24 protein-coding genes are annotated in these 24,404 nt (G+C 74.2%); 15 read left to right on the forward strand and 9 right to left on the reverse strand.

Annotated features, from left to right (window positions below):
• Window positions 1-10 precede the first annotated feature (10 nt).
• The 10 genes from FL583_RS11905 (at window position 11) to FL583_RS11950 (ending at window position 10,974) form a co-directional block, all read left to right on the forward strand.
• The gene (locus FL583_RS11905; protein ID WP_142704659.1) at window positions 11-655 is read left to right on the forward strand and encodes a GntR family transcriptional regulator; all 645 of its coding nucleotides are present in this window, start codon (window positions 11-13) and stop codon (window positions 653-655) included.
• Window positions 652-1,851, forward strand: coding sequence for a CaiB/BaiF CoA transferase family protein (locus FL583_RS11910; protein ID WP_205752052.1), 1,200 nt, complete (start codon window positions 652-654; stop codon window positions 1,849-1,851). Before FL583_RS11905 ends, FL583_RS11910 begins: the two co-directional genes overlap by 4 nt.
• A gap of 11 nt (window positions 1,852-1,862) precedes the next feature.
• Window positions 1,863-3,905: a hydantoinase/oxoprolinase family protein gene (locus FL583_RS11915; protein ID WP_142704660.1), complete on the forward strand. Its 2,043-nt coding sequence runs from the start codon at window positions 1,863-1,865 to the stop codon at window positions 3,903-3,905.
• A complete protein-coding gene (locus tag FL583_RS11920) occupies window positions 3,905-5,776 on the forward strand; it encodes a hydantoinase B/oxoprolinase family protein (protein ID WP_142704661.1) in 1,872 nt (623 codons plus the stop codon). Before FL583_RS11915 ends, FL583_RS11920 begins: the two co-directional genes overlap by 1 nt.
• 58 nt (window positions 5,777-5,834) lie before the next feature.
• A complete protein-coding gene (locus FL583_RS11925; RefSeq protein WP_205752053.1) occupies window positions 5,835-6,488 on the forward strand; it encodes an isochorismatase family protein in 654 nt (217 codons plus the stop codon).
• Between the two features lie 29 nt (window positions 6,489-6,517).
• On the forward strand, window positions 6,518-7,768 hold the full coding sequence (locus FL583_RS11930; RefSeq protein ID WP_142704662.1) for a cytochrome P450: 1,251 nt from the start codon (window positions 6,518-6,520) through the stop codon (window positions 7,766-7,768).
• Window positions 7,769-8,029: 261 nt separating this feature from the next.
• Window positions 8,030-8,224, forward strand: coding sequence for a hypothetical protein (locus FL583_RS11935; RefSeq protein WP_142704663.1), 195 nt, complete (start codon window positions 8,030-8,032; stop codon window positions 8,222-8,224).
• A gap of 64 nt (window positions 8,225-8,288) precedes the next feature.
• Window positions 8,289-8,774 carry a hypothetical protein gene (locus tag FL583_RS11940; protein ID WP_142704664.1) on the forward strand — a complete coding sequence of 162 codons (486 nt, stop codon included), beginning with the start codon at window positions 8,289-8,291 and terminating at the stop codon, window positions 8,772-8,774.
• Window positions 8,740-9,075 carry an Imm51 family immunity protein gene (locus FL583_RS11945; RefSeq protein ID WP_142704665.1) on the forward strand — a complete coding sequence of 112 codons (336 nt, stop codon included), beginning with the start codon at window positions 8,740-8,742 and terminating at the stop codon, window positions 9,073-9,075. Before FL583_RS11940 ends, FL583_RS11945 begins: the two co-directional genes overlap by 35 nt.
• A 219-nt stretch (window positions 9,076-9,294) precedes the next feature.
• Complete coding sequence (locus tag FL583_RS11950; RefSeq protein WP_205752054.1) at window positions 9,295-10,974, forward strand: RecQ family ATP-dependent DNA helicase; 1,680 nt, start codon at window positions 9,295-9,297, stop codon at window positions 10,972-10,974.
• On the opposite strand, the gene FL583_RS11955 is transcribed toward FL583_RS11950, so the two are convergent.
• The gene (locus FL583_RS11955; RefSeq protein ID WP_142704666.1) at window positions 10,957-12,147 is read right to left on the reverse strand and encodes a glycosyltransferase; all 1,191 of its coding nucleotides are present in this window, start codon (window positions 12,145-12,147) and stop codon (window positions 10,957-10,959) included. The genes FL583_RS11950 and FL583_RS11955 overlap by 18 nt on opposite strands.
• Window positions 12,144-12,722: a TetR family transcriptional regulator gene (locus FL583_RS11960; RefSeq protein ID WP_142704667.1), complete on the reverse strand. Its 579-nt coding sequence runs from the start codon at window positions 12,720-12,722 to the stop codon at window positions 12,144-12,146. The genes FL583_RS11955 and FL583_RS11960 overlap by 4 nt, the downstream gene beginning before the upstream one ends.
• A gap of 131 nt (window positions 12,723-12,853) precedes the next feature.
• Between FL583_RS11960 and FL583_RS11965 the strand changes: the two genes are divergently transcribed.
• Entirely contained in the window at window positions 12,854-13,573 is a 720-nt protein-coding gene (locus FL583_RS11965) for an ABC transporter ATP-binding protein (RefSeq protein WP_142704668.1), read from the forward strand.
• Window positions 13,570-14,334, forward strand: coding sequence for an ABC transporter permease (locus tag FL583_RS40060; RefSeq protein ID WP_170323610.1), 765 nt, complete (start codon window positions 13,570-13,572; stop codon window positions 14,332-14,334). The genes FL583_RS11965 and FL583_RS40060 overlap by 4 nt, the downstream gene beginning before the upstream one ends.
• 10 nt (window positions 14,335-14,344) lie before the next feature.
• Here FL583_RS40060 and FL583_RS11975 read toward each other — a convergent pair whose 3' ends face one another.
• Both FL583_RS11975 and FL583_RS11980 read right to left on the reverse strand, forming a co-directional pair.
• Window positions 14,345-14,995 carry a response regulator gene (locus tag FL583_RS11975; RefSeq protein ID WP_142704669.1) on the reverse strand — a complete coding sequence of 217 codons (651 nt, stop codon included), beginning with the start codon at window positions 14,993-14,995 and terminating at the stop codon, window positions 14,345-14,347.
• Window positions 14,992-16,602 (reverse strand): sensor histidine kinase, encoded by a 1,611-nt coding sequence (locus tag FL583_RS11980; protein WP_142704670.1) that lies wholly within the window; start codon window positions 16,600-16,602, stop codon window positions 14,992-14,994. Before FL583_RS11980 ends, FL583_RS11975 begins: the two co-directional genes overlap by 4 nt.
• Before the next feature lie 95 nt (window positions 16,603-16,697).
• Here FL583_RS11980 and FL583_RS11985 point away from each other — a divergent pair, with 95 nt between their 5' ends.
• Window positions 16,698-17,435 carry an SGNH/GDSL hydrolase family protein gene (locus tag FL583_RS11985; RefSeq protein ID WP_142704671.1) on the forward strand — a complete coding sequence of 246 codons (738 nt, stop codon included), beginning with the start codon at window positions 16,698-16,700 and terminating at the stop codon, window positions 17,433-17,435.
• Here FL583_RS11985 and FL583_RS11990 read toward each other — a convergent pair.
• Both FL583_RS11990 and FL583_RS11995 read right to left on the reverse strand, forming a co-directional pair.
• Window positions 17,425-18,582, reverse strand: coding sequence for an NADH:flavin oxidoreductase (locus FL583_RS11990; protein ID WP_142704672.1), 1,158 nt, complete (start codon window positions 18,580-18,582; stop codon window positions 17,425-17,427). The genes FL583_RS11985 and FL583_RS11990 overlap by 11 nt on opposite strands.
• Window positions 18,579-19,487 carry an SDR family oxidoreductase gene (locus FL583_RS11995; protein WP_142704673.1) on the reverse strand — a complete coding sequence of 303 codons (909 nt, stop codon included), beginning with the start codon at window positions 19,485-19,487 and terminating at the stop codon, window positions 18,579-18,581. Before FL583_RS11995 ends, FL583_RS11990 begins: the two co-directional genes overlap by 4 nt.
• Window positions 19,488-19,529: 42 nt before the next feature.
• Here FL583_RS11995 and FL583_RS12000 point away from each other — a divergent pair, with 42 nt between their 5' ends.
• Both FL583_RS12000 and FL583_RS12005 read left to right on the forward strand, forming a co-directional pair.
• Complete coding sequence (locus FL583_RS12000; protein ID WP_142704674.1) at window positions 19,530-20,279, forward strand: enoyl-CoA hydratase family protein; 750 nt, start codon at window positions 19,530-19,532, stop codon at window positions 20,277-20,279.
• Window positions 20,276-21,328 (forward strand): NAD(P)H-dependent flavin oxidoreductase, encoded by a 1,053-nt coding sequence (locus FL583_RS12005; RefSeq protein WP_142704675.1) that lies wholly within the window; start codon window positions 20,276-20,278, stop codon window positions 21,326-21,328. Before FL583_RS12000 ends, FL583_RS12005 begins: the two co-directional genes overlap by 4 nt.
• Here FL583_RS12005 and FL583_RS12010 read toward each other — a convergent pair.
• The 3 genes from FL583_RS12010 to FL583_RS12020 are packed head-to-tail and all read right to left on the reverse strand — an operon-like array spanning window position 21,306 to window position 24,397.
• Complete coding sequence (locus tag FL583_RS12010; RefSeq protein WP_142704676.1) at window positions 21,306-22,457, reverse strand: acetyl-CoA C-acetyltransferase; 1,152 nt, start codon at window positions 22,455-22,457, stop codon at window positions 21,306-21,308. The two genes, FL583_RS12005 and FL583_RS12010, sit on opposite strands and share 23 nt — an antisense overlap.
• A 12-nt stretch (window positions 22,458-22,469) precedes the next feature.
• The gene (locus FL583_RS12015; RefSeq protein ID WP_142704677.1) at window positions 22,470-23,234 is read right to left on the reverse strand and encodes an SDR family oxidoreductase; all 765 of its coding nucleotides are present in this window, start codon (window positions 23,232-23,234) and stop codon (window positions 22,470-22,472) included.
• Entirely contained in the window at window positions 23,231-24,397 is a 1,167-nt protein-coding gene (locus tag FL583_RS12020) for an acyl-CoA dehydrogenase family protein (protein WP_142704678.1), read from the reverse strand. Before FL583_RS12020 ends, FL583_RS12015 begins: the two co-directional genes overlap by 4 nt.
• Between the last annotated feature and the right edge of the window lie 7 nt (window positions 24,398-24,404).

Genomic DNA, 24,404 nt, shown 5'->3' on the forward strand with positions numbered 1-24,404 from the left:
CGGACGTCACATGACGGCGGCCAGCGACCGCGCGGCGGACGAACTGCGCATTCTGATCCTCGGCGGGGAGTACGTGCCCGGCGAGCGGCTCGGCGAGCAGGAACTGGCCGCGAAGCTCGGGGTGAGCCGCACCCCGGTCCGGGAGGCGCTGCGCCGTCTGTCGGCCGACGGGCTGGTCGAGATCACCACGAACAAGGGCGCCCGGGTCGTCGAGCACCCACGCACCGACCTGAACGCGATCTTCGCGATCCGGGCCCACGTCGAGGGGCTGGCCGCCCGGGCCGCGGCCGAGTCCGGCACCGACGCCGACTTCGACCGCCTCGAGGCGCTGGCCACCGAGCTCGACGAGCACTCCGACGCCGGCCGCCTGGACGAGGTGTACCGGCTCAACGCCGAGTTCCACGGCCTGCTCAACGGGCTGGCCGGCAGCCCGGTGATGACCAGCACGATCAACCAGCTCATCCACGCGTCGGTGCTGTTCCGGACCCTGCACGCGTTCGACGAGGCGGCCCGGCGCCGCAGTTGCGCGCACCACCACGAGATCGTCGCCGCGCTGCGGGCCCGCGACCCCGAGTGGGCCGAGGCCGTGATGCACGCGCACCTGTTCTCGGCCCGCGCGTCGCTGCTCGGGCCCCGCCTCGAGGAGGATTCGTGACTCGCCCACTCCCCCTGCACGACGTCCGGGTGATCGAACTGGGCCAGCTGCTGGCCGGCCCGTTCTGCGGGCAACTGCTCGGGGACTTCGGCGCCGAGGTCATCAAGGTCGAGGACCCGAAGGCCGGCGACCCGATGCGCCAGTGGGGCCGGGAGAAGCCGCACGGCCGGTCGCTGTGGTGGCCGGTCGTCGCCCGCAACAAGAAGTCGGTCACCGCGAACCTGCGCAGCACCGAAGGCCAGGAGCTGCTCCGGAAACTGATCACCGAGGCCGACGTGCTGCTGGAGAACTTCCGGCCCGGCACCCTGGAACGCTGGGGCCTGGCCCCCGAGCAGCTCTGGGAGATCAACCCGCGACTCGTCGTCACCCGGGTCACCGGCTACGGCCAGACCGGCCCGTACGCGGCCCGGGCCGGGTTCGGGTCGATCGGCGAGGCGATGGGGGGCATCCGGTACGTGACCGGCTCCCCCGACCAGCCGCCGTCCCGGGCCGGCATCTCGCTCGGCGACGCGCTGGCCGCGATGCACGCCGCTCTCGGCACGCTCGTCGCCCTGCACGAGAAGACGAACTCCGGCAAGGGCCAGGTCGTCGACGCGGCGATCTACGAGTCGGTCCTCGGCCTGATGGAGTCGATGCTCAGCGAATGGCAGCAGGCCGGCTACCAGCGCGAACGCACCGGCCCGGTGCTGCCGAACGTGGCTCCGAGCAACGTCTACCCGACCCGTGACGGCGACTCGATCCTGATCGCCGCCAACCAGGACACGGTCTTCGGCCGGCTGACCGACGTGATGGGGCAACCGGCCCTGAAGACCGACGAGAGGTACGCCACCCACGGCGCCCGCGGCGAGTACATGGCCGAACTCGACGCGGTCATCGCCGGGTGGACCGCCCTCTCCGACACGGAGGACCTGCTGCGACGCCTCCACGACGGCGGCGTCCCGGCCGGGCGCATCTACACCGCGAAGGACATGTTCGACGACCCGCACTTCGCCGCGCGCGAGGCGATCGTCACCGTCGACGACCCCGACCTCGGCCCGATCGCCATGCAGAACGTCTTTCCGAAGCTGTCCGCCTCGCCCGGCTCGGTCCGGACGTCCGGACCGGCGCTCGGGCAGCACAACGACGAGATCTACCGGGACCTGCTCGGCCTCCCCGAGCAGGAGATCAGCCGGCTGCGCGCAGCCGGAATCATCTGAAGGAGGCGCGGATGCGCTATCGGTTAGGTGTCGACGTCGGTGGCACGTTCACCGACGTCCTGCTCATCGACGAAGACAGCGGCGAGTCGTACCGCGCCAAGACCCCGTCCACCCCCTCCGACCAGTCCGTGGGCGTCCTCAACGGGATCGACAAGGTCTGCGCCGCGGCCGGCACCTCGATCGACGAGATCAGTCAGGTCCTGCACGGCACCACGGTCGCCACCAACGCGATCCTCGAGGGCAAGGGCGCCACCGTCGGCCTGGTCACCACCCAGGGCTTCCGGCAGGTGCTGCAGATCGCCCGGTCGTTCGTCCCCGGCGGCCTCGCCGGCTGGATCATCTGGCCCAAGCCCGAGCCGCTGGCCGCGCTCGAGAACACCGTCGAGGCGGTCGAGCGGATCGGCGCCGACGGGACGATCGTCACCCCGCTCGATGAGGACGACCTGCGCGGCAAGCTGCGCACGCTGGGCGACTCGGGGATCGAGGCGCTGGCGGTCGCGCTGATCAACTCCTACGTCCGGTCCGACCACGAGGACCGGATCGCCGCGATCGCGGCCGAGGAACTGCCCGGGATCCCCGTGTCGGTCAGTTCCCGGGTGCTGCCCGAGCTGCGCGAGTACGAGCGCACGATCACGACCGTGGCCAACGCGTACGTGCAGCCGCAGGTCGCCCGCTACCTGGAGAACATGGGCGGGAGACTCAACAAGCGGCTCTACGTCCTGCGCAGCGACGGGGGGCTGGCCAGTGCCCCGGCCGCGGCCGGCAACCCGGTGTCGATGCTGCTGTCCGGCCCGGCCGGCGGCGTCAGCGGCGCGGTCTGGGCGGCGGCCCAGGCCGGCCACCCCGACCTGCTCACGTTCGACATGGGCGGCACGTCGACCGACGTCGCGCTGGTGCAGGCCGGCGTCCCCCGGATCGGGCGGGAGACGAAGGTCGGCGACCTGACCGTCCGCTCGGCGTCCGTCGACGTGCGGACGGTCGGAGCCGGTGGCGGGTCCGTCGCGCACGTCCCCGAGCTCACGAAGGCGCTGCGGGTCGGTCCGCAGTCGGCCGGGGCCGACCCCGGCCCGGCCGCCTACGGCAAGGGCGGCACCGACCCGACGGTCACCGACGCGAACGTCGTGCTGGGGTACCTGCCCTCCGAGCTCGCCGGCGGCGAGATCTCCCTGGATACGGACGCCGCCCGGGCGGCGGTCGGAGCCATTGCCGACGCGATGGGGCTGGGCAGCGTGGAGGCGGCCGCGGCGGGCATCGTCGACATCGTCAACGAGAACATGTTCGGCGCGCTGCGGCTGGTCTCGGTGCAGCAGGGCTACGACCCGCGGGACTTCGCGCTGGTGGCGTTCGGCGGCGCCGGGCCGCTGCACGCGAACGCGCTCGGCAAGCTGACCGGGGCCTGGCCGGTGATCATCCCGCCGTCGCCGGGCGTCCTCTGCGCCTACGGCGACGCCACCACCGGCCTGCGTGACGAGGCCGCCCGGACCTACATCCGGCGGTTCTCCGAGCTGACCGACGACGAGGTCCGCGGGCTCTGCGGCGAGCTGGCCGGGCAGGCCGTCGCCGCGCTGGAGGCCGAAGGCGTCGACCGGGCCGATCTGGCCCTCACGTACCAGGCCGACCTGCGCTACCACGGGCAGGGCTTCGAGATCACGGTCGCGTTCGACCTCGACGGCTTCTCGCTGGCCGGGCTGGGGGCGCTGTTCGACGCCGAGCACGAGCGGCTGTTCTCGTTCCTGCTGGAGAAGAACGAGCGGGAGCTGGTGTCGCTGCGGGCCGCCGCCACCGGGCCCCGCCCGCACGTCGCGCCGGTGGCGCTGGTCGAGGGCGGCCCGGATCCGTCCGGGGCGGTACGCACCACGACCACGATCCACGTCGAGGGATCCTCGGTCGAGGCGACCGTGTACGACCGGGCGAAGCTGCAGGCCGGCAACGTCGTGCCGGGCCCGGCGATCGTCACCGAGATGGACTCCACGACCCTCGTCCTGCCCGGGCACGCGGCCACCGTGCACCCGTCGGGCAGCCTGCTGATCCGCCCGTCCGAGGAGGCTTCCTGATGGCCGAGATCCTGACCGACTCGTCGCCGCTGGCGTCGGTGGACGTCGACCCGGTGACGCTCGACATCATCGAGAACGCGCTGCGCAACGCCCGGTACGAGATGGACGAGGTGCTGTTCCGGACCGCGCTCTCGCCCGGCATCCGCGAGCAGCACGACGAGTTCCCGCTGATCGGCGACCCCTCGGGGCGGATGGTCGTGGGCCAGTTCGGGCTGTCGATCCCGGCGCTGCTCGACCGGTACGAGGGGACGATCGGCGAGGGCGACGTGCTGCTCACGTCCGACCCGTACTCCTGCGACGGCGCGATCAGCCACGCCAACGACTGGCTGGTCGTGATGCCGATCTACGTGGACGGACGGGTCGTCGGGTGGGCGTCGATGTTCGGGCACATGTCCGACGTCGGCGGGAAGACCGTCAGCTCGATGCCGACCGACGCGCACACGATCTACGAGGAGGGCGTCGTCATCCCGCCGTTCAAGCTGTACGCGGGCGGGGTGCTGAACGAGGACGCGCTGCGGATCATCCTCAACCAGGTGCGGCAGCCGGAGTGGAACCGGGCCGACCTGAACGGGATCGTCGCCGCGTGCCGGACCGCGTCCCGGCGGATCCAGGAACTGTGCGCCCGGTTCGGCACCGACACCTACGTCTCGGCCCTCGACGCGCTGATGGACCGCAACTACCAGGCGATGAAGAAGCTGCTGACGACGATCTTCGAGGACGGGGAGACGATCAGCTTCACCGACTACATCTGCGACGACGGGGTGGGGTACGGCCCGTACGAGCTGACGCTGTCGCTGACCCGCACCGGCGACAAGGTGCTGCTCGACTTCACCGGGTCGTCGCCGCAGTCGCCCGGGCCGATCAACTACTACCTGAACGAGAACCTGGCCCGGATGTTCTTCGGGATCTACCTGATCACGGTGGCCGACCCGCAGATCCTCTGGAACGACGGGTTCTACCCGCTGGTCGACGTGCACATCCCGGCGGAGACGTTCTGGAAGCCGTCGCACCCGGCCGCGCTGAACGCCCGCAACCACGGCGTCGGGCGGATCTTCGACCTGTTCGGCGGGCTGCTCGGGCAGAAGAACCCGTCGCTGCTGAACGCGGCCGGGTTCTCGTCGTCGCCGCACTTCATGTACTCGGGGAACTACGTGGACGGCGACCGGGCCGGCGAGTGGTTCCAGCTGTACTCGATCGGGTTCGGCGGCATCCCGGGCCGGCCGATCGGCGACGGGCCGGACGGTCACTCGCTCTGGCCGTCGTTCGTGAACATCCCGTGCGAGTACCTGGAGTCGTACTACCCGCTGCGGATCGAGCGCTGGGAGACCGTCGCCGACACCGGCGGGGCCGGGCTGCACCGCGGCGGCAACGGCGTCGACGTCGCCTACCGGTTCCTGCAGCCGGGGACGATCGCGATCCACGACGACCGGTGGCTCACCTACCCGTGGGGCGTGAACGGCGGGGACCCGGGCGCGCGCGGGCGCAAGTGGATCGACCGGGCCGACGGGTCGCGGGAGATCCTGCCGTCCAAGGTGCACGACGTGCACGTCGGGATCGGCGACGTGCTGCACTTCGTCACCTGGGGCGGCGGCGGGTGGGGTGACCCGCTGGAGCGGTCGCCGGAGCTGGTGGCCCTCGAAGTGCGGCGCGGGCTGGTCTCGGCCGACGGGGCCGCGCGCTACGGCGTGGTGATCGACCCGGACGGGGCGCTCGACCCGGCCGGGACCGACGCGCTGCGGGCCCGGCTGGCCGGGACCCGGCCGGAACCGGCGGTGTTCAACATGGGCCCGCCGCTGGCCGAGATCCTGGCCAACGCCGAGTCCGAGACCGGGCTGCCCGCGCCGCGGCCGCCGGTGGCGGCCCGCCCCTAGCGCCCCGGGTGGCCGGTCGCCCGGGCGACCGGCCACCCCCCGATTCCGGAGGTTCGCGGTGAACGACTTGTCGGACGACTACGCCGGGGCCGGGTTCGGGCGGGCGCTGGAATGGGGCGCCTCGCCGGCCGTGCTCGTGGTCGACATGGTGCGGGCCTACTTCGAGCCCGGCGCCGAGCTGTACCTCGGGTCCCGGGACTGCCTGGCGTCGGCGGGGCGGGTGGTCGCGGGCGCCCGCGCCGCCGGCGTCCCCGTCGTCGTGACGCGGGTGGAGTACGCGCCGGGAGGCGCCGACGGCGGGCTGTTCTACCGGAAGGTCGGCGCGCTGCGCCATTTCGACCGGGGCGCGCCCGGCGGGCTCGGGGACTTCATGCCGGAGATCGCCCCGGCCGACGGGGACCTGGTGCTGACCAAGCAGTACGCGTCGGCGTTCTTCGGGACGTCGCTGGCCGCCACGCTGGCCGCGCGGCGGATCGACACGCTGGTGATCTGCGGGGTGAGCACCAGCGGGTGCGTGCGGGCGACCGCGGTGGACGCGGTCTCCTCGGGGTTCGTGCCGATCGTGGTGCGGGAGGCGGTCGGGGACCGCGATCCCCGGCCGCACGAGGCCTCACTGTTCGATCTGGAGGCCAAGTACGCCGAGGTCTGGGACGAGGCCCGAGTGCTCGCCGTTCTGCAACAAGTTCCAATTACGGACGCGAATGGGCGCTAACATCGGGACGCTTCGAGCGAGGAGGCCCGATGACCACCGTTGCGCGCACGTACGACCCGGCCGACATCAGCACGATGGAGTTCTGGTCGACGACCGCCGCCGACCGGGAGCGCACGTTCGCGCTGCTCCGTGAGGAACGGCCGATCTCCTGGCACCCGACGCCGGAGAGCGGTTTCCTGGACGCGCCCGACGACCCGGGCTTCTGGGCGGTGATGCGCCACGCCGACATCGTCGAGGTGTCGCGGCGCAACGACGTGTTCGTGTCCGGCCGCGGGGTGATGTTCGGGAACGTGCCCGAGGAGTTCCTCGAGGCGTCGCAGTCGTTCCTGGCGATGGACCCGCCCCGGCACACGCTGATCCGCAAGCTGGTCTCGGCCGCGTTCACGGCCCGGCAGATCGCCCGGCTCGAGGACCAGATCGCCGCGAACGCCCGGCTCGTGGTGCGGGAGCTGGCCGCGACCGGCGGCGGCGTCGACTTCGTCGAGCACTGCGCGATGAAGCTGCCGATCCGGACGCTGGCCCAGATGATGGGGATCCCGGAGTCCGACTGGGACACGGTCGTGACGCACGCGAACACGCTCGTGTCGGTGGCCGACCCGGAGTTCTGCGCCGGGCGGGACCCGCTCGACCTGCTGGTCGGGGCCTTGTTCGCGCTGCACCAGGAGGCGGCCGAGCTGGCCGCCCGGCGGCGGGTCGAGCCCGCCGACGATCTGATGACCGCGCTGGTGCAGGCCGAGGTCGACGGGGTCGGGCTCACCGACGCCGAGATCGCGGCGTTCTTCGTGCTGCTGTCGGTGGCCGGGAACGACACGACCAGGCAGACGACGTCGCACGCGATGCGGGCCCTGACGCTGTTCCCGGCGCAGCGCACGTGGTTGCAGGAGGACTTCGACGGGCGGATCGGCACCGCGGTCGAGGAGTTCGTGCGCTGGGCCACCCCGGTGATGACGTTCCGCCGGACCGCGTCGCAGGACTTCGTGCTGGGCGGGCAGGAGGTCGTGGCCGGCGACAAGGTCGTGATGTTCTACGCGTCGGGCAACTGGGACCGCTCGGTGTTCGCGGCCCCGGAGCGGTTCGATCTGTCGCGGCGGCCGAACCCGCACGTGGCGTTCGGGGGCGGCGGGGCGCACTACTGTCTGGGGTCGAACGTGGCCAAGGTCCAGCTGCGGTGTCTGTTCCGGGAGCTGCTGACGCAGTTGCCGGAGCTGCGGGCGGGGGAACCGGACTACGTGGCCGGAGCGTTCATCCACGCCATCCGCCGAATGCCCTGCGACTTCTGAGAACCCTCCGGCGATCCGGCCCGCGTATCGGTCCGTAGCGGGTGCGTCACACCCCGCCGCCCCGGTGCGCGACCGCACTGGTCGGCGCCGTCCTGTTCGCGCTGTCCACACCGCCCGCGTACGCGGACCCCGGCGAACCAGACCCTCGCTACGACGTCGTCTCCTCGTGGAACGACACACAATCTCACGGTTGCCGCGGTCCGCACGGCGACCCAGTGTCCAGAGACGCGCCGGCTCGTCGCGGGCAGCAAGTACAACGTCGTGACACCGGTCCACTATGTACGGCGCAGCGGATGGTGGATCTTCCGGACCTGCCGGACCGTGGAGACGCTCGACGTCACGGTCGGGGTCGATTTCCGCGGCGTGGGTGACGGATCGTTCGGCGTGGTCACCGCGTTCTGCTCGGGAGTAGTGCGCTGTCCGGACTGGGTCAAGGAAGCGGCGGACAGCCAATGACTCCCGACGAGGGGATGCGGCCGGTGGGACTCGCGGTGGAGCAGGGGCGCTCCTGGTCGAGGCGGTGGCGGTCCAGCGGGCCTGGGCGGGTGTGCTCACTCTCGTGCGGTTCGCGGACGACGGCACCGTGTCGGCGACGGGCACCGGGCCGGCCGGGGAACGCACCGCGCGGCTACCGCTCGGGGCCGGGCGGGGCGAGATCGCGGCCGCGGTGGCACCCGGGGTCGCGCCCGCCCCCGGTGACGCGAGCGGCCTGCCGGTCGGCTCGCCGCCCGGCGCGGTCTACGCGGACCTCCTGCGCGATCTCGGCGTCAACGCCGACGCGCTGGAAACCTACCTCGGGGGCGGGTTGCGGTACGCCGGGGTCCGGACCGACGGTCTGAGTACCGCGGTCGTGGGCGTCGCCGACGCGGCCGGCGTCCTGCTCGACACCGCGGTCACCCTGGCCGAGCCGCCGATCGGGGTGCCCTACACGCTCGTCGAGAGCTTCCGGGGCCTATGGAATCCTGAGCCGCGTGAGTACGCGGTTGATCGAGACGACACCCGGTAACTTCTCGCTGCTGCTGGACGCCGGGGCCACCCCGGCCGACGGGGCGGTGTTCGACGCCGGGCACGAGCCCAACGGCTACTTCTGGGAGGGCGTCGCGCGGTTCCTCGTCGGCACCGAGGCGCCCGGCCTCAAGGACCGGTTCGCGTACGACCCGGAAGGCAGCATGTTCTGCGCCTACGGCGCCGACCGGGAGGCCCTCGAAGACCTCGGGATGCTCCTCGACGAGATCGCCGCCGACCCGGCCCGGATGCACGACCTGATCACCGCCGCCGAAGCCGACGGCCACGACTTCGATGACTAGGCCCTGTCCTGCGGATCCGTGCTCGGCTGCGGCTCCGCTCAGCCGCCGCCAGGCCGCGTTGTCGGGATGTCCGGATACAACGGCGGTATCCGGACATCCCTCCGCCTTGCCTGGCGACGCCTGAGCGGAGCCTCGCTGCGAGCGAGATCCGCAGGACAGGCCCTAGCCGTTACGCTCGCCGAGGGTTAGCGACGGCCGCGCCTGGATATTCGCCGACCCGTGACCACTGACGACGAGCGGCGCCGCCGCCGCCGGCGATCGCCCCTCACCTGGGCCCGCCGCCGCAGCGACCTGAAGAAGCTCCGGACGATCGCCCGCCGGCTGTACGGCTGGGACGAGCTGCGACCGGTCCAGTCCGAGGCGATGGTCCAGCTCGCCAACGGCGTCGACACGCTGGTCGTGGCCCCGACCGGGTCCGGGAAATCGGCGATCTACCAGGTCCCGGCCGTGCTCATCGACGGCCCGACGATCGTCGTCTCGCCGCTGCTGGCCCTCCAGCGCGACCAGATGGAGGCCCTCGCGGCGCACGGCGCGCCGACCGCCGTCGTCGTCAACTCCGACCGGACCGCGTCCGAGAACGCGGCCGCGTTCACCAGCCTGCAGGACGGGAGCGCCGAGTTCCTGTTCCTCTCCCCCGAACAGCTCACCAAACCCGACGTCCTCGACGCGCTCCGCGCGGCCAAGCCGTCACTCTTCGTCGTCGACGAGGCCCACTGCGTCTCGGCCTGGGGCCACGACTTCCGCCCCGACTACCTGCGCCTGGGCGAGGCGATCGACCACCTCGGTCACCCCACCGTGCTCGCGCTCACGGCGACCGCGGCCCCGCCCGTCCGCAAAGACATCCTCGCGGTACTCGGCCTGAAAGATCCCAAAGAGGTCATCGGCGGCTTCGACCGTCCCAATCTCTGGCTGGAAGTGTCGCGGCAGGTCACCGCCTCCGGCGTCCGCAAGGCGGTGATCGACCGGGTGGCGTCGGAGACGCCGACCGGACTGCTGTACGTGCAGACGCGCCGCGAGACCGAGGAGTACGCGGCCGCCCTCCGCGAGCTGGACGTCCCGGCCTACCCGTACCACGCGGGCATGAAGCAGTCGGAGCGCGAGGCGGTGCACGACGCGTTCCGCGGGACGGAACCGGTCGTGGTCGTCGCGACCTCGGCGTTCGGGATGGGGATCGACAAACCCGACGTGCGGTTCGTCATCCACGCCGGGCCGGCCGAGTCGCTCGACTCCTACTACCAGCAGATCGGCCGGGCCGGCCGGGACGGCGAGCAGGCGATCGCCGCGCTGTACTTCCGGCCCGAGGACCTGCACATCCCCCGGTTCTTCACCGGCGGCACCCCCGACGAGGACCTGCTGGTCCGCGTCGGCACCGGCCTCAAGCACCACCGCGGACCGGTCCGCGTCGCGGACCTCGGCACCGAGCTCGAGCTCACCAAGGCGAAGGTGACCCGCGCGGTCAACCTGTTCGAGCAGTCCGGCTCGGTCGACGTGACCCCGGACGGGTCACAGTGGCACGGCCGGCGCACGGTCGGCAAGGCCGTGGAGCTGGCGGTCGAGTGGGCCGAGCAGCGGCGGCGCATCGAGCAGACCCGCGTGGAGATGATGCGCGGCTACGCCGACACCGAGGGCTGCCGCCGGCAGTTCCTGCTCGGGTACTTCGGCGAGGACCGGTCCGAGCCGTGCGGGTTCTGCGACACGTGCCGGGACGGCACCGCCGAGGAGACCCCGTCGGGCGAGACCGGGTTCCCGGTGCAGTCGCGGGTGAAGCACACCGAGTGGGGCGAGGGCACGGTGATGCGCGAGGAGGACGACCGGCTGACGGTCCTGTTCGACGGCGAGGGCTACCGCACGTTGTCGCTGAAGGCGATCCGCGAGCACGACTTACTGACGTCGCTGTAGGGACGTCTCGGCCTGCGGCCGGAGCACGGCGACGGCGGCGCCGGCCGGGTCGAGCGCGCGGATCCGGGCCCCGACCGTGGCCGCCGCGGCCCGGTGCGGGCCGGGTCCGGCGAGCTCGGCGATCAGCGCCCGCAGGGCCGCCGGGCTCGACCGGCGGCTGACGGTGCGGCCGGCGCCGGCCGCGGCCACCGCGGTGCCGATCGCCGGGTGGTCCATCAGCGGGTGCCCGGGCAGCACCAGGACCGGGACGCCGTGGGCCAGCGCGCGCATCGTCGTGCCGTGGCCGCCGTGCCCGACCACGAGGTCGACGCCGGGGAGCAGGGCCTCGTGGTCGGCGTGGCGGAGCACCTCGGCGTTGGCCGGGGCGCGCAGGGCGGCCGGGTCGACCGAGGCGCCGGTCGTCACGACCGCGTCCAGGTCGAGTCCGGCGACCGCGTCGAGCAGGTGTTGCAGCGTGCGGTCCTGGCCCGGGTACCAGATCGAGCTCAGGCTCAGCAGCACCCGCGGCCGCGCACGGGTGCCGCCCCGCGAGCCCGCCGCGCCCGTGTCCCCCGCGTCCGCCGCGTCCACTGCGTCCGCCGCGTCCGATTCGGACGCCGGGGACGGGGCCGGGGTCACCGGGCCGACCGCGTGCAGGGCGGGGAACGCGGACGCGCGGCCGGCGTCGAACTCGGGCAGGACCGTCGCGATCGTGGCCGAGGCCGCACCCCAGACCCGCGCCGGCCCGCACCCCCGCAGAGCCGCGACGGCTCCGATCGGCGTCCGAGCGAACGGCCCGGCGAAGTACGACGGCAGCGTGTGGACGAGCGTCACCGTCCGGAACCCGGCGTCGCCGACCGCCCGCCCCACCGCGAGCAGCAGACAGTCGACCACCACCACGTCGGCCCGCTCCCGCTCGGCCACCGCGACCGCACCCCGGCCCGCCGCCGGGTCGGTGAGCACGGCGGTGAGCGCCCGGATCGTCCCGAGCGCGTTCCGGTGCCGGGCCGGGTCGTACGGACGCAACCCGGGCAGCGGCGCGAACTCCACCCCCGCGGCGGCCACGGCGTCGGCCTGCCCGGGATGACCGAGGACGAGCGCCCGTCCCCCGCCGGCCGCGAACCGCTGGGCGACGCCGAGCATCGGCGGGAGGTTGCCACCCGCGCTGAGCGTGACGAACAGGGCAGTGCTCATGCCGGGCTCCCCAGGATCGCGTCGACCAGGCGGCGCATGCGGGCTTCGGTCGCGGCCCGGGACAGCCCCCGGTCGCGGCGCAGCAGTTTCCAGGTGAACAGGTCGCAGGCGACGACGAGCAGGTCGAGGACGTCCTCCGAGCCCGGCGCGAACACCTCGGCGACCCAGGCCCGGTGCAGCGCGCGCCCCGGCCCGGTGATCGCGGCGAACCGCGGGTCGTCGCGCTCGTGCCCGATCAGGTGCAGCATGAAGTCGCCGCGCTTCTCGTAGTGCGCGACGACCGTGCGCACCGCGACGGCCGTGCGCGCCGCGGCGGTCACGGCCCCGGCCGGGACCCGGCGCTCGTCCCGGGTGTCTTCCAGCCCGGCCGCGATCGCCGCGTCGAGCAGCGCGTCGCGCGTGCCGAAGTGGCGCAGCACGGTCTGCACGCTGACGCCGGCCCGGGCCGCGACCGCCTCCAGCGTCGGGTCGAGGTCGAACGACTCCTCGGCCAGCTCGCGCACCGCCCGCAGCACACGCAGCCGCGTCCCGGCGACCGCGTCGGCCCGGGAGCGCATCGTGTACGCCCTTTTCACGGTAACGAAGACTTCCACCAAATGCTTTTCGCGTCAACGTCCACTCACGCGGAATCACTGCCGAAAGGCAGGGGGCGGACCTGCCGATCGGCAGCGGCGGCCGGGGTGGGCCGGACCCTAGCGTCGGGCCCATGATCACGTTCCGGCACGTCACGAAACGCTACGGACGGCGGACCGCGGTGGACGACCTCACGGTCGACGTCCGTCCCGGCCGCGTCACCGGGTTCCTCGGCCCCAACGGGGCCGGGAAGTCGACGACGATGCGGATCCTGCTCGGCCTCGACCGCCCGACGTCCGGCGAGGCGCTCGTCGGCGGCGTCCGGTACGCGGCGCTGCGGTGGCCGCTGCGCGAGGTCGGCGCGGTGCTCGACGCCCGCAGCGCGCACCCCGGCCGCACCGCCCGGGCCCACCTGACCGCGCTGGCCCGCAGCAACCGGCTCCCGGCGGCCCGGGTCGACGCGGTGCTCGACCGGGTCGGGCTGACCGCGGTCGCCGGCACCCGGGCCGGGAAGTTCTCGCTCGGGATGAGCCAGCGGCTCGGCATCGCGGCCGCGCTGCTCGGCGACCCCGGGGTGCTGGTGTTCGACGAGCCGGTCAACGGTCTCGACCCGGAGGGCGTCCGCTGGGTGCGCGAGCTCGCGCGGTCGCTGGCGGCCGAGGGCCGCACGGTCCTGCTCTCCTCCCACCTGATGAGCGAGGCCCAGCTGACCGCCGATCACCTGCTGGTCCTCGGTCGCGGACGGTTGCTCGCCGACGCCCCGCTGGCCGATCTCGTCGCGTCCCACGGTTCTCTCGAGGACGCCTACCTGGCGCTGACCTCGGGCAGCGTCGAGTACGGGGCGACGCGATGACCGCGGCGGTGAGTTTCGAGTGGGTGAAGCTGCGGACGCTGCGGTCGACGTGGTGGTGCGCCGGGGTCGCGGTGCTGCTGCAGGGGCTGTACGCGCTGCTGCTCGGCATCGACGCCCGGGCCGACCTGGAGCACGGCGGCGGACCGTCCGATCTGGTCGTCGGCGACGCCGGGCTGCTCTCGGTGCAGTTCGCCCAGTACGCGCTGATCGCGGCGGCGCTGCTGGCGGTCACCGGGGAGTACTCGTCCGGGACGATCGGTGTCACGCTGCGGGCGGTGCCGGTGCGGGCCCGGATGCTGGCGGCGAAGGCCGCGGTCGTCGCGGCCGGGGCGGCCGGGCTGGCCGCGGTGCTCATGCTGCTGGCCGCGGTGGCCGGGGGTCTGGCCGCCGGGTCCTACGCCCGCTGGGAGGTCGGCGGGCTGCTCGGCGACACCGCGCTGGTCGCCGGGTACGCGGCCGCGCTCGCGGTGTTCGCGCTGGGGCTCGGCACGGCGGTGCGGAGCGCGGTCGGCGGGCTGACCGTCGTGCTGGTCGTGGCCGTGGTGCTGCCGACCGTGCTGGCCCGGATCAGCCTGTCCGCGGTCGCGGACCTGAACGACTACCTGCCCGGCTCGGCCGGGACCGCGGTGCTGTACGGCGCGCTGAGCGACCCGCAGCCGCCGCAGCCGTACGGCCCGGGGATCGGGCTGCTGGTGTTCGCCGCCTGGGGCGCCGCCGCCCTGGCCGCCGGCTACGCCGTCCTCCGCCACCGCGACGCCTAGCCGCTGATCCTCAGCCGGTCAGGCCGGCCTCGTGGGCCAGGAGCGCGGCCTGGACGCGGTTCCGGACGCCGAGCCGGGTCAGGATCGTGCTGACGTAGGCCTTGACCGTGCCCTCGACCAGGAACAGACGCCGGGCGATCTCGGCGTTCGAGTGGCCGCCGCCGACCAGGGCCAGCACCTCCCGCTCCCGGTCGGTGAGCACCGCGATCCGCTCCCGGGCGGCGGCGGCCGGGCCGGTCCGCGACCCGGCGTAGGCGGCGATCACCCGCTGCGCGACCTTCGGCGACAGGAACGCGGCCCCGCCGGCGGCCGCGTGCACGGCGGCGAGCAGCTCGCGCGGGTCGCCGGACTTCAGCAGGAACCCGGCCGCTCCCCCGGTCAGCGCCCGGTCGATGTACTCGTCCTCGCCGAACGTCGTCAGCATCAGCACCGCGACCGACGGCGCGACCCGGCGCAACTCCTCGGCCGCGGTCAGGCCGTCCAGCGACGGCATGCGGATGTCGAGCAGCGCGACGTCCGGCCGGTGCCGCCGGGCCGCCTCCACGGCCGTGCGGCCGTCGCCGGCCTCGGCCACCACGGCGACGTCCGGGTCGGTGGTGAGGATGGCCCGGACGCCGGCCCGGATCATCGCCTCGTCGTCGGCGACCAGGACGCGGATCACGGAGTCCCTCCTCGGGCGGTGCGGCCGGGGATCAGGTCGACGCCGACCACGCGGTCGTGCGCGAAGCAGACCCGGTAGACGTCGCGGACCGGCGGGAACAGCTCGGCGCTGGTGCCGTAGTAGCGGCACTCGGCGCCGGGCGGGCGGGGCGGCTCGGCGACGGCCGGGCGTTCGGTCGCCTGCAGCCACGGGAGGAGCGCCTCGGCGTCGGCCCGGGACTGGCCGGGGTGCAGGCGGGCGGCGTCGGCCGGGCGCAGGACCGAGCCGGTGACCTCGATCGCGTACCCGCCGACGACCACGCCGACCAGGACGGCCCCGGCCAGCACCGGGACGACGACCGTGAGTACGAGGTCGCGCCGGGTCCGGCGCCGGGCCGCGGCCCGCCGGCCGGCCGAGTCCGACCGCGGCCGCTCGGGCCCGGCCGCGACCGCGCCCCCGGCCGCCCGCGGCACGGTCGCGGTCACCGTGAACGTTCCGCCGCCGACGCCGGCCGTCAGCGTCCCCCCGACCAGCCGGACCCGCTCGGCGAGCCCCACCAGCCCCGACCCCTCCCCACCCGGACCACCCGTCCGGCCGGGCGCCGGATCCGGCCGCTCCGCGCCCGACCGGCCCGCCGGCGGCGCCTCCGGGGTCAGCGGGTTCGTGACGGTCACGGTCACCGCGTCCGGCGTCGCGGTCAGCCGGACCGTCACCGGCGCACCCGGCGCGTGCCGGGCCGCATTCGTCAGGGCCTCCTGCACCACCCGGTACAGCGCCCGGTCGGCCAGCGGCGGCAGGCCCGGCTCGCCGGCGGCGCCCCCGTCCGAGAACGCGATCGTCAGGCCGGCCCCCCGTACCCGGTCGATCAGCGTCGCGAGCGTCTCGTCGACCGGGGCCAGCGGCGCCGGGTCCGACGCCCGGAGCACGCCGATCACCGCCCGCAACCGCTCGGTCGCGGCGGCCGCGCCGAGGCGCAGCCCGGCCGCGGCCTCGCGCTGCGCGGGCCCGAGCGAGGGGTCGAGCTCGAGCGCGCCCGCGCGCAGCGCGAGCAGGCTGAGCTCGTGGCCGAGCGCGTCGTGCATGTCCTCGGCGATCCGGGCCCGCTCCCGCAGCCGGGCCCGGTCGGCGACGAGCGCGTGCCCACGCTCGAGCTCCTCGGCCAGCGCCCACCCGCCCTCGACGAGTTCCCGCCGCTGGCGCAGGTACCGCCCGGCCAGCCAGGGCACCACCCCGCACAGCACGATCTCGGTCAGCACGTAGTACGCGGTCCAGCGGTCGGTGCCGCGCAGCACGGCCAGCCCGAACGCGAGCCCGGCGCCCCCGCCGGCCAGCCCGGCGTACGTCCAGAGGGCCGGGCGGGGACGCAGCGCCGAGCGTCCGGCCAGGAACGACAGGACCGCGAACGGCGCGGCCAGCCAGGGATCGACGGCCACCAGGCCGGCCGCCAGGACCAGCGACGCGAGCGGAGCCACCCGGCGCACGCCGGTCGCGACCGCGAGCACCAGCGCCGCGACCAGCAGACCGCGGACGTACGGGCCCTCGTCGATCCGCGCGCCGTTCAGCGGCAGCAGCGCCGAGAGCAGCAGCCAGAGCAGCACGTCGCCGCCCCACCGCCGCACGCTCGCCACCCGCGCGACGGTACCGGCGCCCGGCGGCCCGGCGGTACTGCCGAAAGTCAGGTCCCCCCGCCACCGCGAGCGGGACGCCTGATCCAATACCGGACATGCGGTATGCGGCGATCGGCGACAGTTTCACCGAGGGAGTCGGCGACGTCCGGCCCGACGGCACGCTCCGGGGCTGGGCCGACCGGGTCGCCGAGGGCCTGGCCGCGGCCGCGCCCCCGGTCGAGTACGCGAACCTGGCGATCCGCGGGCGCCTGCTGCGCCCGATCGTGACCGGGCAGCTCGACGCGGCCCTGGCGCTCGACCCGCTCCCCGACCTGATGACGCTCAACGGCGGCGGCAACGACATGCTCCGCCCGGGCATCCACCTCGACGACCTGATGACACTGACCGAGGGCGCGGTGCGCCGCTGCCGGGACGCCGGGGTCCGGCTGGTGCTGCTGTCCGGCGCCGACCCGACCGCGCGGCTGCCGCTGGGCCGGCTCGTGCGCCGCCGGGGCGCGGTCCTGACCGCGCGCACCCGGGCGCTGGCCGCGAAATACGACCTGACGTTCGTGAGCGCGTTCGAGGACGAGGAGATCCGGCACGAGCGGTACTGGTCGCCGGACCGGCTGCACCTGGCCCCGGCCGGGCACGCCCGGGTGGCCGGCCTGGTGCTGCACGCGCTCGGCTACGGCGACGTCCCGGAGCCCGCGCCCCCGGCGCCGCCGGCCGCGCGCCACACCGTGCGGTACTACCGGGAGCACGTCCTGCCCTGGGTGAACCGGCGCCTGCACGGCCGCTCGTCCGGCGACGACCGGGACCCGAAGCACCCGGTCTGGTATCCGGTCACGGGTTGAGGACGCAGTGGCTGCGGTCGGAGTAGATCGTCGGCATGCAGCGGTTGCGGTGGTCGCACCGGCTGCGCACGCCCGGGTCGGCCCGGATCCGGTCGACCAGGTCGGGGTCGGCCAGCAGCGCCCGGCCCATCGCGACGAACGCGAACCCCTCGGACAGCGCGAGGTCCATCGTCGCCCGGTTCGTGACGCCGCCGAGCAGCACCATCGGGAGCCCGATCGCGGCCCGCACCCGGCGGGCGTCGGGGAGCAGGTAGGCGTCGGTGTACGGGTACTCGCGCAGGAACCGCTTTCCGGCCAGGCGCAGCCCGGTGCGCAGCGGCTGGGGCATGGCGGCCGCGAACTCCCGGACCGGGGCGTCGCCGGTGAACAGGTACATCGGGTTGAGCAGCGAGCTCCCGGCGGTCATCTCGAGCGCGTCGACGGTGCCGTCCTCCTCGAGCAGGCGCGCGACGGCGACCGACTCGTCGAGGGCGAACCCGCGCCGGACGCCGTCGTCGAGGTTGAGCTTGGCCAGCACCGCGATCCGGTCGCCGGCGGCCTCGCGGACCGCGCGCATGATCGCCCGCGGGAACCGGGCCCGGTTCTCCAGCGGGCCGCCGTACTCGTCGCGGCGACGGTTGAGCCGCGGGCTGAGGAACGCGCTGGCCAGGTAGTGGTGGCCGAGGTGGATCTCGACCGCGTCGAACCCGGCCCCGATCGCCATCCGGACCGCGTCGGCGTGCTGGCCGACGATCCGCTCGAGGTCGGCGCGCGTCGCCGTGCGGGCCGGCACGGTCACCGGCGTGGCGAACCGGCTGGGGGTGAGCGCGACCGCTCCCGCGCCGCGGGAGAGCCCGACCGGGCCCGCGTGCCCGATCTGCGCCGAGACCGCCGCGCCGTGCGCGTGCACCGCGTCGGTGAGCCGGCGCAGGCCGGGCAGGGCCTCGGCCCGCCAGACGATCTGGTGCCGGTCGGTGCGGCCCTCCGGCGCGACCGCGCAGTAGGCGACGGTCGTCAGTCCGACGCCGCCGGCCGCGAACCGTTCGTGGAACGCGATCAGCTCGTCGGTGACCAGCCCGTTGCGTGACCGGTTCTCGTACGTGGCCGACTTGATCACCCGGTTGCGCAGCCGGACCGGCCCGAGCGCGGCCTCCTCGAAGACGTTCACCGGGCACCGTAGGGCGGTTCGGGGTCCCCGGCCCGGGCCAGCAGGTCGCGCAGTGCCGGGCCGACCGCGGCCGCGTCCCAGCGGTCGTCGCGGTCGGCGGCCGGGCCGTGCCGCCAGCCGTCCTCGACGCAGATCCGGCTGCCCTCGACCTCGATCACCCGCCCGGTCACGTCGGCCGCGCCGGGGGACGCGAGCCAGGCGACGACCGGCGACACGTTCGCCGGGTGCATCCGGTCGAACCCCTGGTCCGGGGCGGTCATCGTGGCCGCGAACACGGCCTCGGTCATCCGGGTCCGGGCCGACGGCGCGAGCGCGTTCACCGTCACCCCGTACGGCTTCAGCTCGGCCGCGGCGACCAGCGTCAGACCGGCGATGCCGGCCTTGGCCGCCGAGTACGTCGCCTGCCCGACGCTGCCCTGCAGCCCGGCGCCGGACGACGTGTTGATCACCCGCGCGGCCCGCGGCCGCCCGGCCTTCGCCTCCGCCCGCCAGTACGCCCCCGCGTGCCTCAGCATCGCGAAGTGCCCCTTCAGGTGGACGCGGATCACCGCGTCCCACTCCTCTTCGGACGTGTTGACGAGCATCCGGTCGCGGACGAAGCCAGCGTTGTTGACGAGCACGTCGAGCCCACCGAACGTGGCGATCGCCTGCTTCACGAGGCCCTCGGCGGCGGCGAAATCGGCCACGTCGGCGTTGTTGGTGACGGCTTCGCCCCCGGCCGCGCGGATCTGCGCGACCACCTCGTCGGCGGGCCCGGCCGAGGAACCCTCCCCGGCGCCGGACGTCCCGAGGTCGTTGACGATCACGGTGGCGCCCTGGCGGGCCAGCTCGAGCGCGTGCTCCCGGCCCAGGCCCCGGCCCGCCCCGGTGACGATCGCGATCCGTCCGTCCAAGAGGCCGCTCATGTGAGCTACGCTACCAAGCAATCGCTAGGTTAGGAACGCCGGATGCCACTGGGGACAGCGCTGGGCGACGACGGGATCGCGGTCGTCACGATGGACTATCCGCCGGTCAACGCGCTACCGGTGGCGGCCTGGTTCGCGCTGGCCGACGCGCTGTCCGGCGTCGGGCCGGACGTCCGGGTGGTCGTGCTGCGCGCCGAGGGGCGCGGGTTCAACGCCGGGGTCGACATCAAGGAGATGCAGCGCACCGAGGGCTTCTCGGCGCTGCTCGGCGCGAACAAGGGCTGCTTCGCCGCGTTCAAGGCCGTGTACGAGTGCCCGGTGCCGGTGGTGGCGGCCGTGCACGGGTTCTGCCTCGGCGGCGGCGTCGGGCTGGTCGGGAACTGCGACGCGGTGGTGGCCGCCGACGACGCGTACTTCGGCGTCCCCGAGGTCGACCGGGGCGCGCTCGGCGCGGCCACCCACCTGGCCCGGCTGGTACCCCAGCACCTGATGCGGACGCTGTACTTCACCGGCCGGACGATCCCGGCGTCGGCGCTGGTCCAGTTCGGATCGGTCGTCGAGACCGTGCCGCGCGACCGGCTCGACGAGGCCGCGCTGGGCCTGGCCCGGGAGATCGCGGCCAAGGACCCGCGGGTGATCCGGGCCGCGAAGGAGGCGCTCAACGGCATCGACCCGGTCGACGTCAACCGCAGCTACCGGTTCGAGCAGGGCTTCACGTTCGAGCTCAACCTGGCCGGGGTCGCCGACGAGCGCCGGGACGCGTTCGTCGGCGACGGGAAGGCTCCCCGATGAACCTGCGCACGCCGCTGACCGAGCTCACCGGCGTCGAGCACCCGATCGTGCAGACCGGGATGGGCTGGGTGGCCGGGCCCCGGCTGGTGGCGGCGACCGCCCGGGCCGGCGCGCTGGGCATCCTGGCCTCGGCCACGATGACGCTCGACCAGCTCGAGAAGGCCATCGTCGAGGTGCGGGAGCGCACCGACCGCCCGTTCGGCGTCAACCTGCGGGCCGACGCCGGCGACGCCGGGGCCCGCGTCGACCTGCTGATCCGGCACGGCGTGAAGGTCGCGTCGTTCGCGCTGGCTCCCCGGCCCGAGCAGATCGCCCGGCTCAAGGAGCACGGCGTCGTCGTCATGCCGTCGATCGGCGCGGCCAGGCATGCCCGCAAGGTGGCCGGCTGGGGCGCGGACCTGGTGATGGTGCAGGGCGGCGAGGGCGGCGGCCACACCGGCCCGGTCCCGACGACGCTGCTGCTCCCGTCGGTCCTCGACGCGGTCGACATCCCGGTCGTCGCGGCCGGCGGCTTCTTCGACGGCCGCGGCCTGGCCGCCGCCCTCGCCTACGGCGCGGCCGGCATCGGCATGGGGACGCGCTTCCTGCTGACCCGCGACAGCGCGGTGCCCGACGCCGTGAAGCAGGTGTACCTGGGGTCCGGCCTGGACGGCACGGTCGTCACGACGAAGGCCGACGGGATGCCCCACCGGCTGTTGCGCACCCGGTACGTCGAGGGTCTGGAGCACGAGAACGCGCTGGTCCGGGCGCTCCGATCCGCGCGGCGGGCGGCCGCCTACCGACGGATGAGCGGCGCCACCTGGCGCGAGGTCCTCCGCGACGGCCGGGCGATGAAACGCGCCGGCGACCGCTCCTGGAGCCAGCTGCTGCTCGCCGCCAACACCCCGATGCTGCTGCGGGCGGGCCTGGTGGAGGGCGACCCGAACGCCGGGATGCTCGCCTCCGGCCAGGTCGTCGGCCTCCTCGACGACCTGCCCACCTGCGAGGAACTCGTCGCCCGGATCGTCGCCGACGCGACCGCCCGGCTCAGAGCCGTTCGAGGATCGTGACGTTGGCCTGGCCGCCGCCCTCGCACATCACCTGCAGGCCGTAGCGGCCACCCCGGCGCTCCAGTTCGTTCAGCAGCGTCGTCATCAGCCGCGTCCCGGTCGCGCCGATCGGGTGGCCCAGGGCGATCGCCCCGCCGTTCACGTTCACCCTGGCCAGGTCCGCGCCGACCTCGGCCGCCCAGGCCAGCACCACCGACGCGAACGCCTCGTTGACCTCGAACAGGTCGATGTCGTCGATCGACAGCCCCGTGCGCGCCAGCGCCCGGCGCGTCGCCGGGATCGGGCCGGTGAGCATCCACACCGGATCGTCGGCCAGCACCGACAGGTGGTGCACCCGGGCCCGCGGGGCCAGCCCGTGGACGCGGACCGCGTCCTCGGACGCGACCAGCAGCGCGCTGGCCGCGTCGCTGATCTGGGACGCCAGGGCCGCGGTCAGCCGCCCGTCCGGACGCAGCGGCTTCAGCCCGGCCATCGACGCCGGCGACGTGCCCCGGCGCGGCCCCTCGTCGACCGCGAAATCCCCGACCGGCTCGATCTCGGCCGCGAACCGCCCGGAGTCGATCGCGTCGAGGGCCTTGACGTGCGAGCCGAGCGCGAACGACTCCATCCGCTCGCGGGAGATCCCCCACTTCTCGGCGATCATCTCGGCCGCCCGGAACTGCGACACCTCCTGGTCGCCGTAGCGGGCCCGCCAGCCGGGCGACTCGGCGAACGGCGTCGTGAACCCGAACTGCGTCCCGACGGTCATCGCCGCCGAGATCGGGATCGCCGACATGTTCTGCACCCCGCCCGCGACGACCAGATCGGCGGTGCCCGACAGCACGGCCTGCGCGGCGAAGTGCACGGCCTGCTGCGACGACCCGCACTGCCGGTCGATCGTGACGCCGGGCACGTGGTCGGGCAGCCCGGCGACCAGCCAGGCCGTCCGGGCCACGTCCCCGGCCTGGCCGCCGATCGTGTCGCAGCAGCCCAGGATCACGTCGTCGACCGCACCGGGGTCGACGCCGGTCCGGCGCATCAGCGCGGCCAGCACGTGGCCGCCCAGGTCGGCCGGGTGGATCCCGGCCAGCGCCCCGCCCCGCTTCCCCACCGGGGTCCGGACCGCGTCCACGAGGTACGCCTCAGGCATCGGAGTCTCCGATCACGGGTGCTGGCTGCTGACCGACACGACCTCGCCGGTCAGGTAGGACGAGTACTCGCCGGCCAGGAACACGATCACGTTCGCGACCTCCTCCGGCTCGGCCGCCCGGCCGAACGCCTCGGCCGCGGTCAGCGAGGCCAGGACCTCCTCGCTGGTGACCTTGGCCAGGAACGGGTGCATGGCCAGGCTCGGCGCGACCGCGTTCACCCGGATGCCGTGCGGGGCCAGGTCGAGCGCGCTGCACCGGGTCAGCGCCATCACGCCGGCCTTCGCCGCCGCGTAGTGCGCCTGCCCGGCCTGCGCCCGCCAGCCGACGACCGACGCGTTGTTGACGATGACCCCGGGCGCGCCGCGGGCCACGAACCGGCGCGCGGCCGCCCGGGTGCAGCGCATGGTCCCGGTCAGCGTGATGTCGAGGACCTTCGACCAGGCGTCGTCGGTCATCTCCAGGATCGACGCGGTGCCGCCCAGCCCGGCGTTGTTCACCAGCACGTCGACGCCGCCGAACGCGTCGGCCGCGGCCAGCAGCGCCTCGACGTCGTCCTCGACCGTCACGTCACAGAGCACGGCGTCGACGCGGGAGGCCCCGAACTCGGCCCGCAACTCGTCCAGCGCCGAATCCAGGCGTCGCTCGTGAATGTCGCCGAGGACCACCGCGCGGGCGTCCTCCTCCAGGCAGCGGCGCACGACCGCCGCACCGATGCCCGCTCCGGCCGCCGCGGTCACCACCACGACCCGGCCCTCCAGCAGCGAGTGGCCCCTCATCCGCGCGGCTCCTTGGGTAGGCCGAGGACCCGCTCGGCGAGAATGTTCCGCTGCACCTCGTCGGACCCGCCGTAGATCGTGTCGGCCCGCGAGAACAGGTACAGGGTCTGGAACTCCTCCAGGCCGTACCCCGGCCCGACGGTCAGGCCGTCCGGGCCGCGGACGTCCATCGCCAGCTCCCCGAGCTCCCGGTGCCAGCGGGCCCAGAGCAGCTTCTGCACCGAGTCCGCGCCCGGCGACGGCTCGCCGCTCAGCGTCCGCAGTGCGTGGGTGCGGAGGACCTCGAGGCCGAGCCTCGCCGTCGCCAGGCGGTCCGCGATCAGCGGATCGTCGAACGTTCCGTTCGACCGGGCCGCGGCCACGACGGCGGCGAGCTCCCGCGCGAACCCGACCTGCTGCCCGATCGTCGAGACCCCGCGTTCGAAGCCGAGGGTCGCCATCGCGACCCGCCACCCGTCCCCGGGCGCTCCGACCACCAGGTCCGCGCGCGTGCGCGCGCCGTCGAAGAACACCTCGTTGAACTCCGACGTCCCGGTCAGCTGGCGGATCGGCCGGATCTCGACGCCGTCCCGGCGCAACGGCACCAGCAGGTACGAGAGCCCGGCGTGCCGTCGCGAGCCCGGCTCGGTGCGGACCAGCGCGAACATCCAGTCGGCGGCGTGCGCGAGCGAGGTCCAGATCTTCTGCCCGTCGATCACCCAGTCGTCGCCGTCGCGGCGGGCCTGGGTGCGGACGCCGGCCAGGTCGGAGCCGGCCCCCGGCTCGGAGTAGCCCTGGCACCAGAGCTCGTCGACGGCCTTGATCCGGGGCAGGAACCGGGCCTGCTGTTCCCGCGTGCCGAGCGCGATCAGCGTCGGGCCGAGCAGCTGCTCGCCCAGGTGGTTGACGCCGGCCGGGGCGTTCGCGCGGGCGTACTCCTCGTGGAAGATCACCTGCTGGACCAGCGACAACCCGCGGCCGCCGTACTCGGGCGGCCAGCCGAGGCAGGTCCAGCCGTGCGCGGCCAGGTGCCGGTTCCAGGCGATCCGCTCGTCGTAGGCCTCGTGCTCGCGGCCGGAGCCGCCGAGGCCGCGCAGCGCGCCGAACTCGCCGGCCAGATGGTCGGCGAGCCAGGTCCGGACCTCCTTGCGGAAGGAGGTCCCGTCCGCGAACGGCTCGGTCACACCCGGA

Origin of the sequence: Cryptosporangium phraense, from assembly GCF_006912135.1 — a bacterium.
Lineage (GTDB): Bacteria > Actinomycetota > Actinomycetes > Mycobacteriales > Cryptosporangiaceae > Cryptosporangium > Cryptosporangium phraense.

Bases quoted from the DNA above. Each gene is read 5' to 3' on its own strand.
- FL583_RS12005 (WP_142704675.1), top strand. From the start codon at position 20,276: ATGAACCTGCGCACGCCGCTGACCGAGCTCACCGGCGTCGAGCACCCG.
- FL583_RS12010 (WP_142704676.1), bottom strand. From the start codon at position 22,457: ATGCCTGAGGCGTACCTCGTGGACGCGGTCCGGACCCCGGTGGGGAAG.
- FL583_RS12015 (WP_142704677.1), bottom strand. From the start codon at position 23,234: ATGAGGGGCCACTCGCTGCTGGAGGGCCGGGTCGTGGTGGTGACCGCG.
- FL583_RS11995 (WP_142704673.1), bottom strand. From the start codon at position 19,487: ATGAGCGGCCTCTTGGACGGACGGATCGCGATCGTCACCGGGGCGGGC.
- FL583_RS11965 (WP_142704668.1), top strand. From the start codon at position 12,854: ATGATCACGTTCCGGCACGTCACGAAACGCTACGGACGGCGGACCGCG.
- FL583_RS11930 (WP_142704662.1), top strand. From the start codon at position 6,518: ATGACCACCGTTGCGCGCACGTACGACCCGGCCGACATCAGCACGATG.
- FL583_RS11985 (WP_142704671.1), top strand. From the start codon at position 16,698: ATGCGGTATGCGGCGATCGGCGACAGTTTCACCGAGGGAGTCGGCGAC.
- FL583_RS12000 (WP_142704674.1), top strand. From the start codon at position 19,530: ATGCCACTGGGGACAGCGCTGGGCGACGACGGGATCGCGGTCGTCACG.
- FL583_RS11920 (WP_142704661.1), top strand. From the start codon at position 3,905: ATGGCCGAGATCCTGACCGACTCGTCGCCGCTGGCGTCGGTGGACGTC.
- FL583_RS40060 (WP_170323610.1), top strand. From the start codon at position 13,570: ATGACCGCGGCGGTGAGTTTCGAGTGGGTGAAGCTGCGGACGCTGCGG.
- FL583_RS11955 (WP_142704666.1), bottom strand. From the start codon at position 12,147: ATGAGCACTGCCCTGTTCGTCACGCTCAGCGCGGGTGGCAACCTCCCG.
- FL583_RS11915 (WP_142704660.1), top strand. From the start codon at position 1,863: ATGCGCTATCGGTTAGGTGTCGACGTCGGTGGCACGTTCACCGACGTC.
- FL583_RS11905 (WP_142704659.1), top strand. From the start codon at position 11: ATGACGGCGGCCAGCGACCGCGCGGCGGACGAACTGCGCATTCTGATC.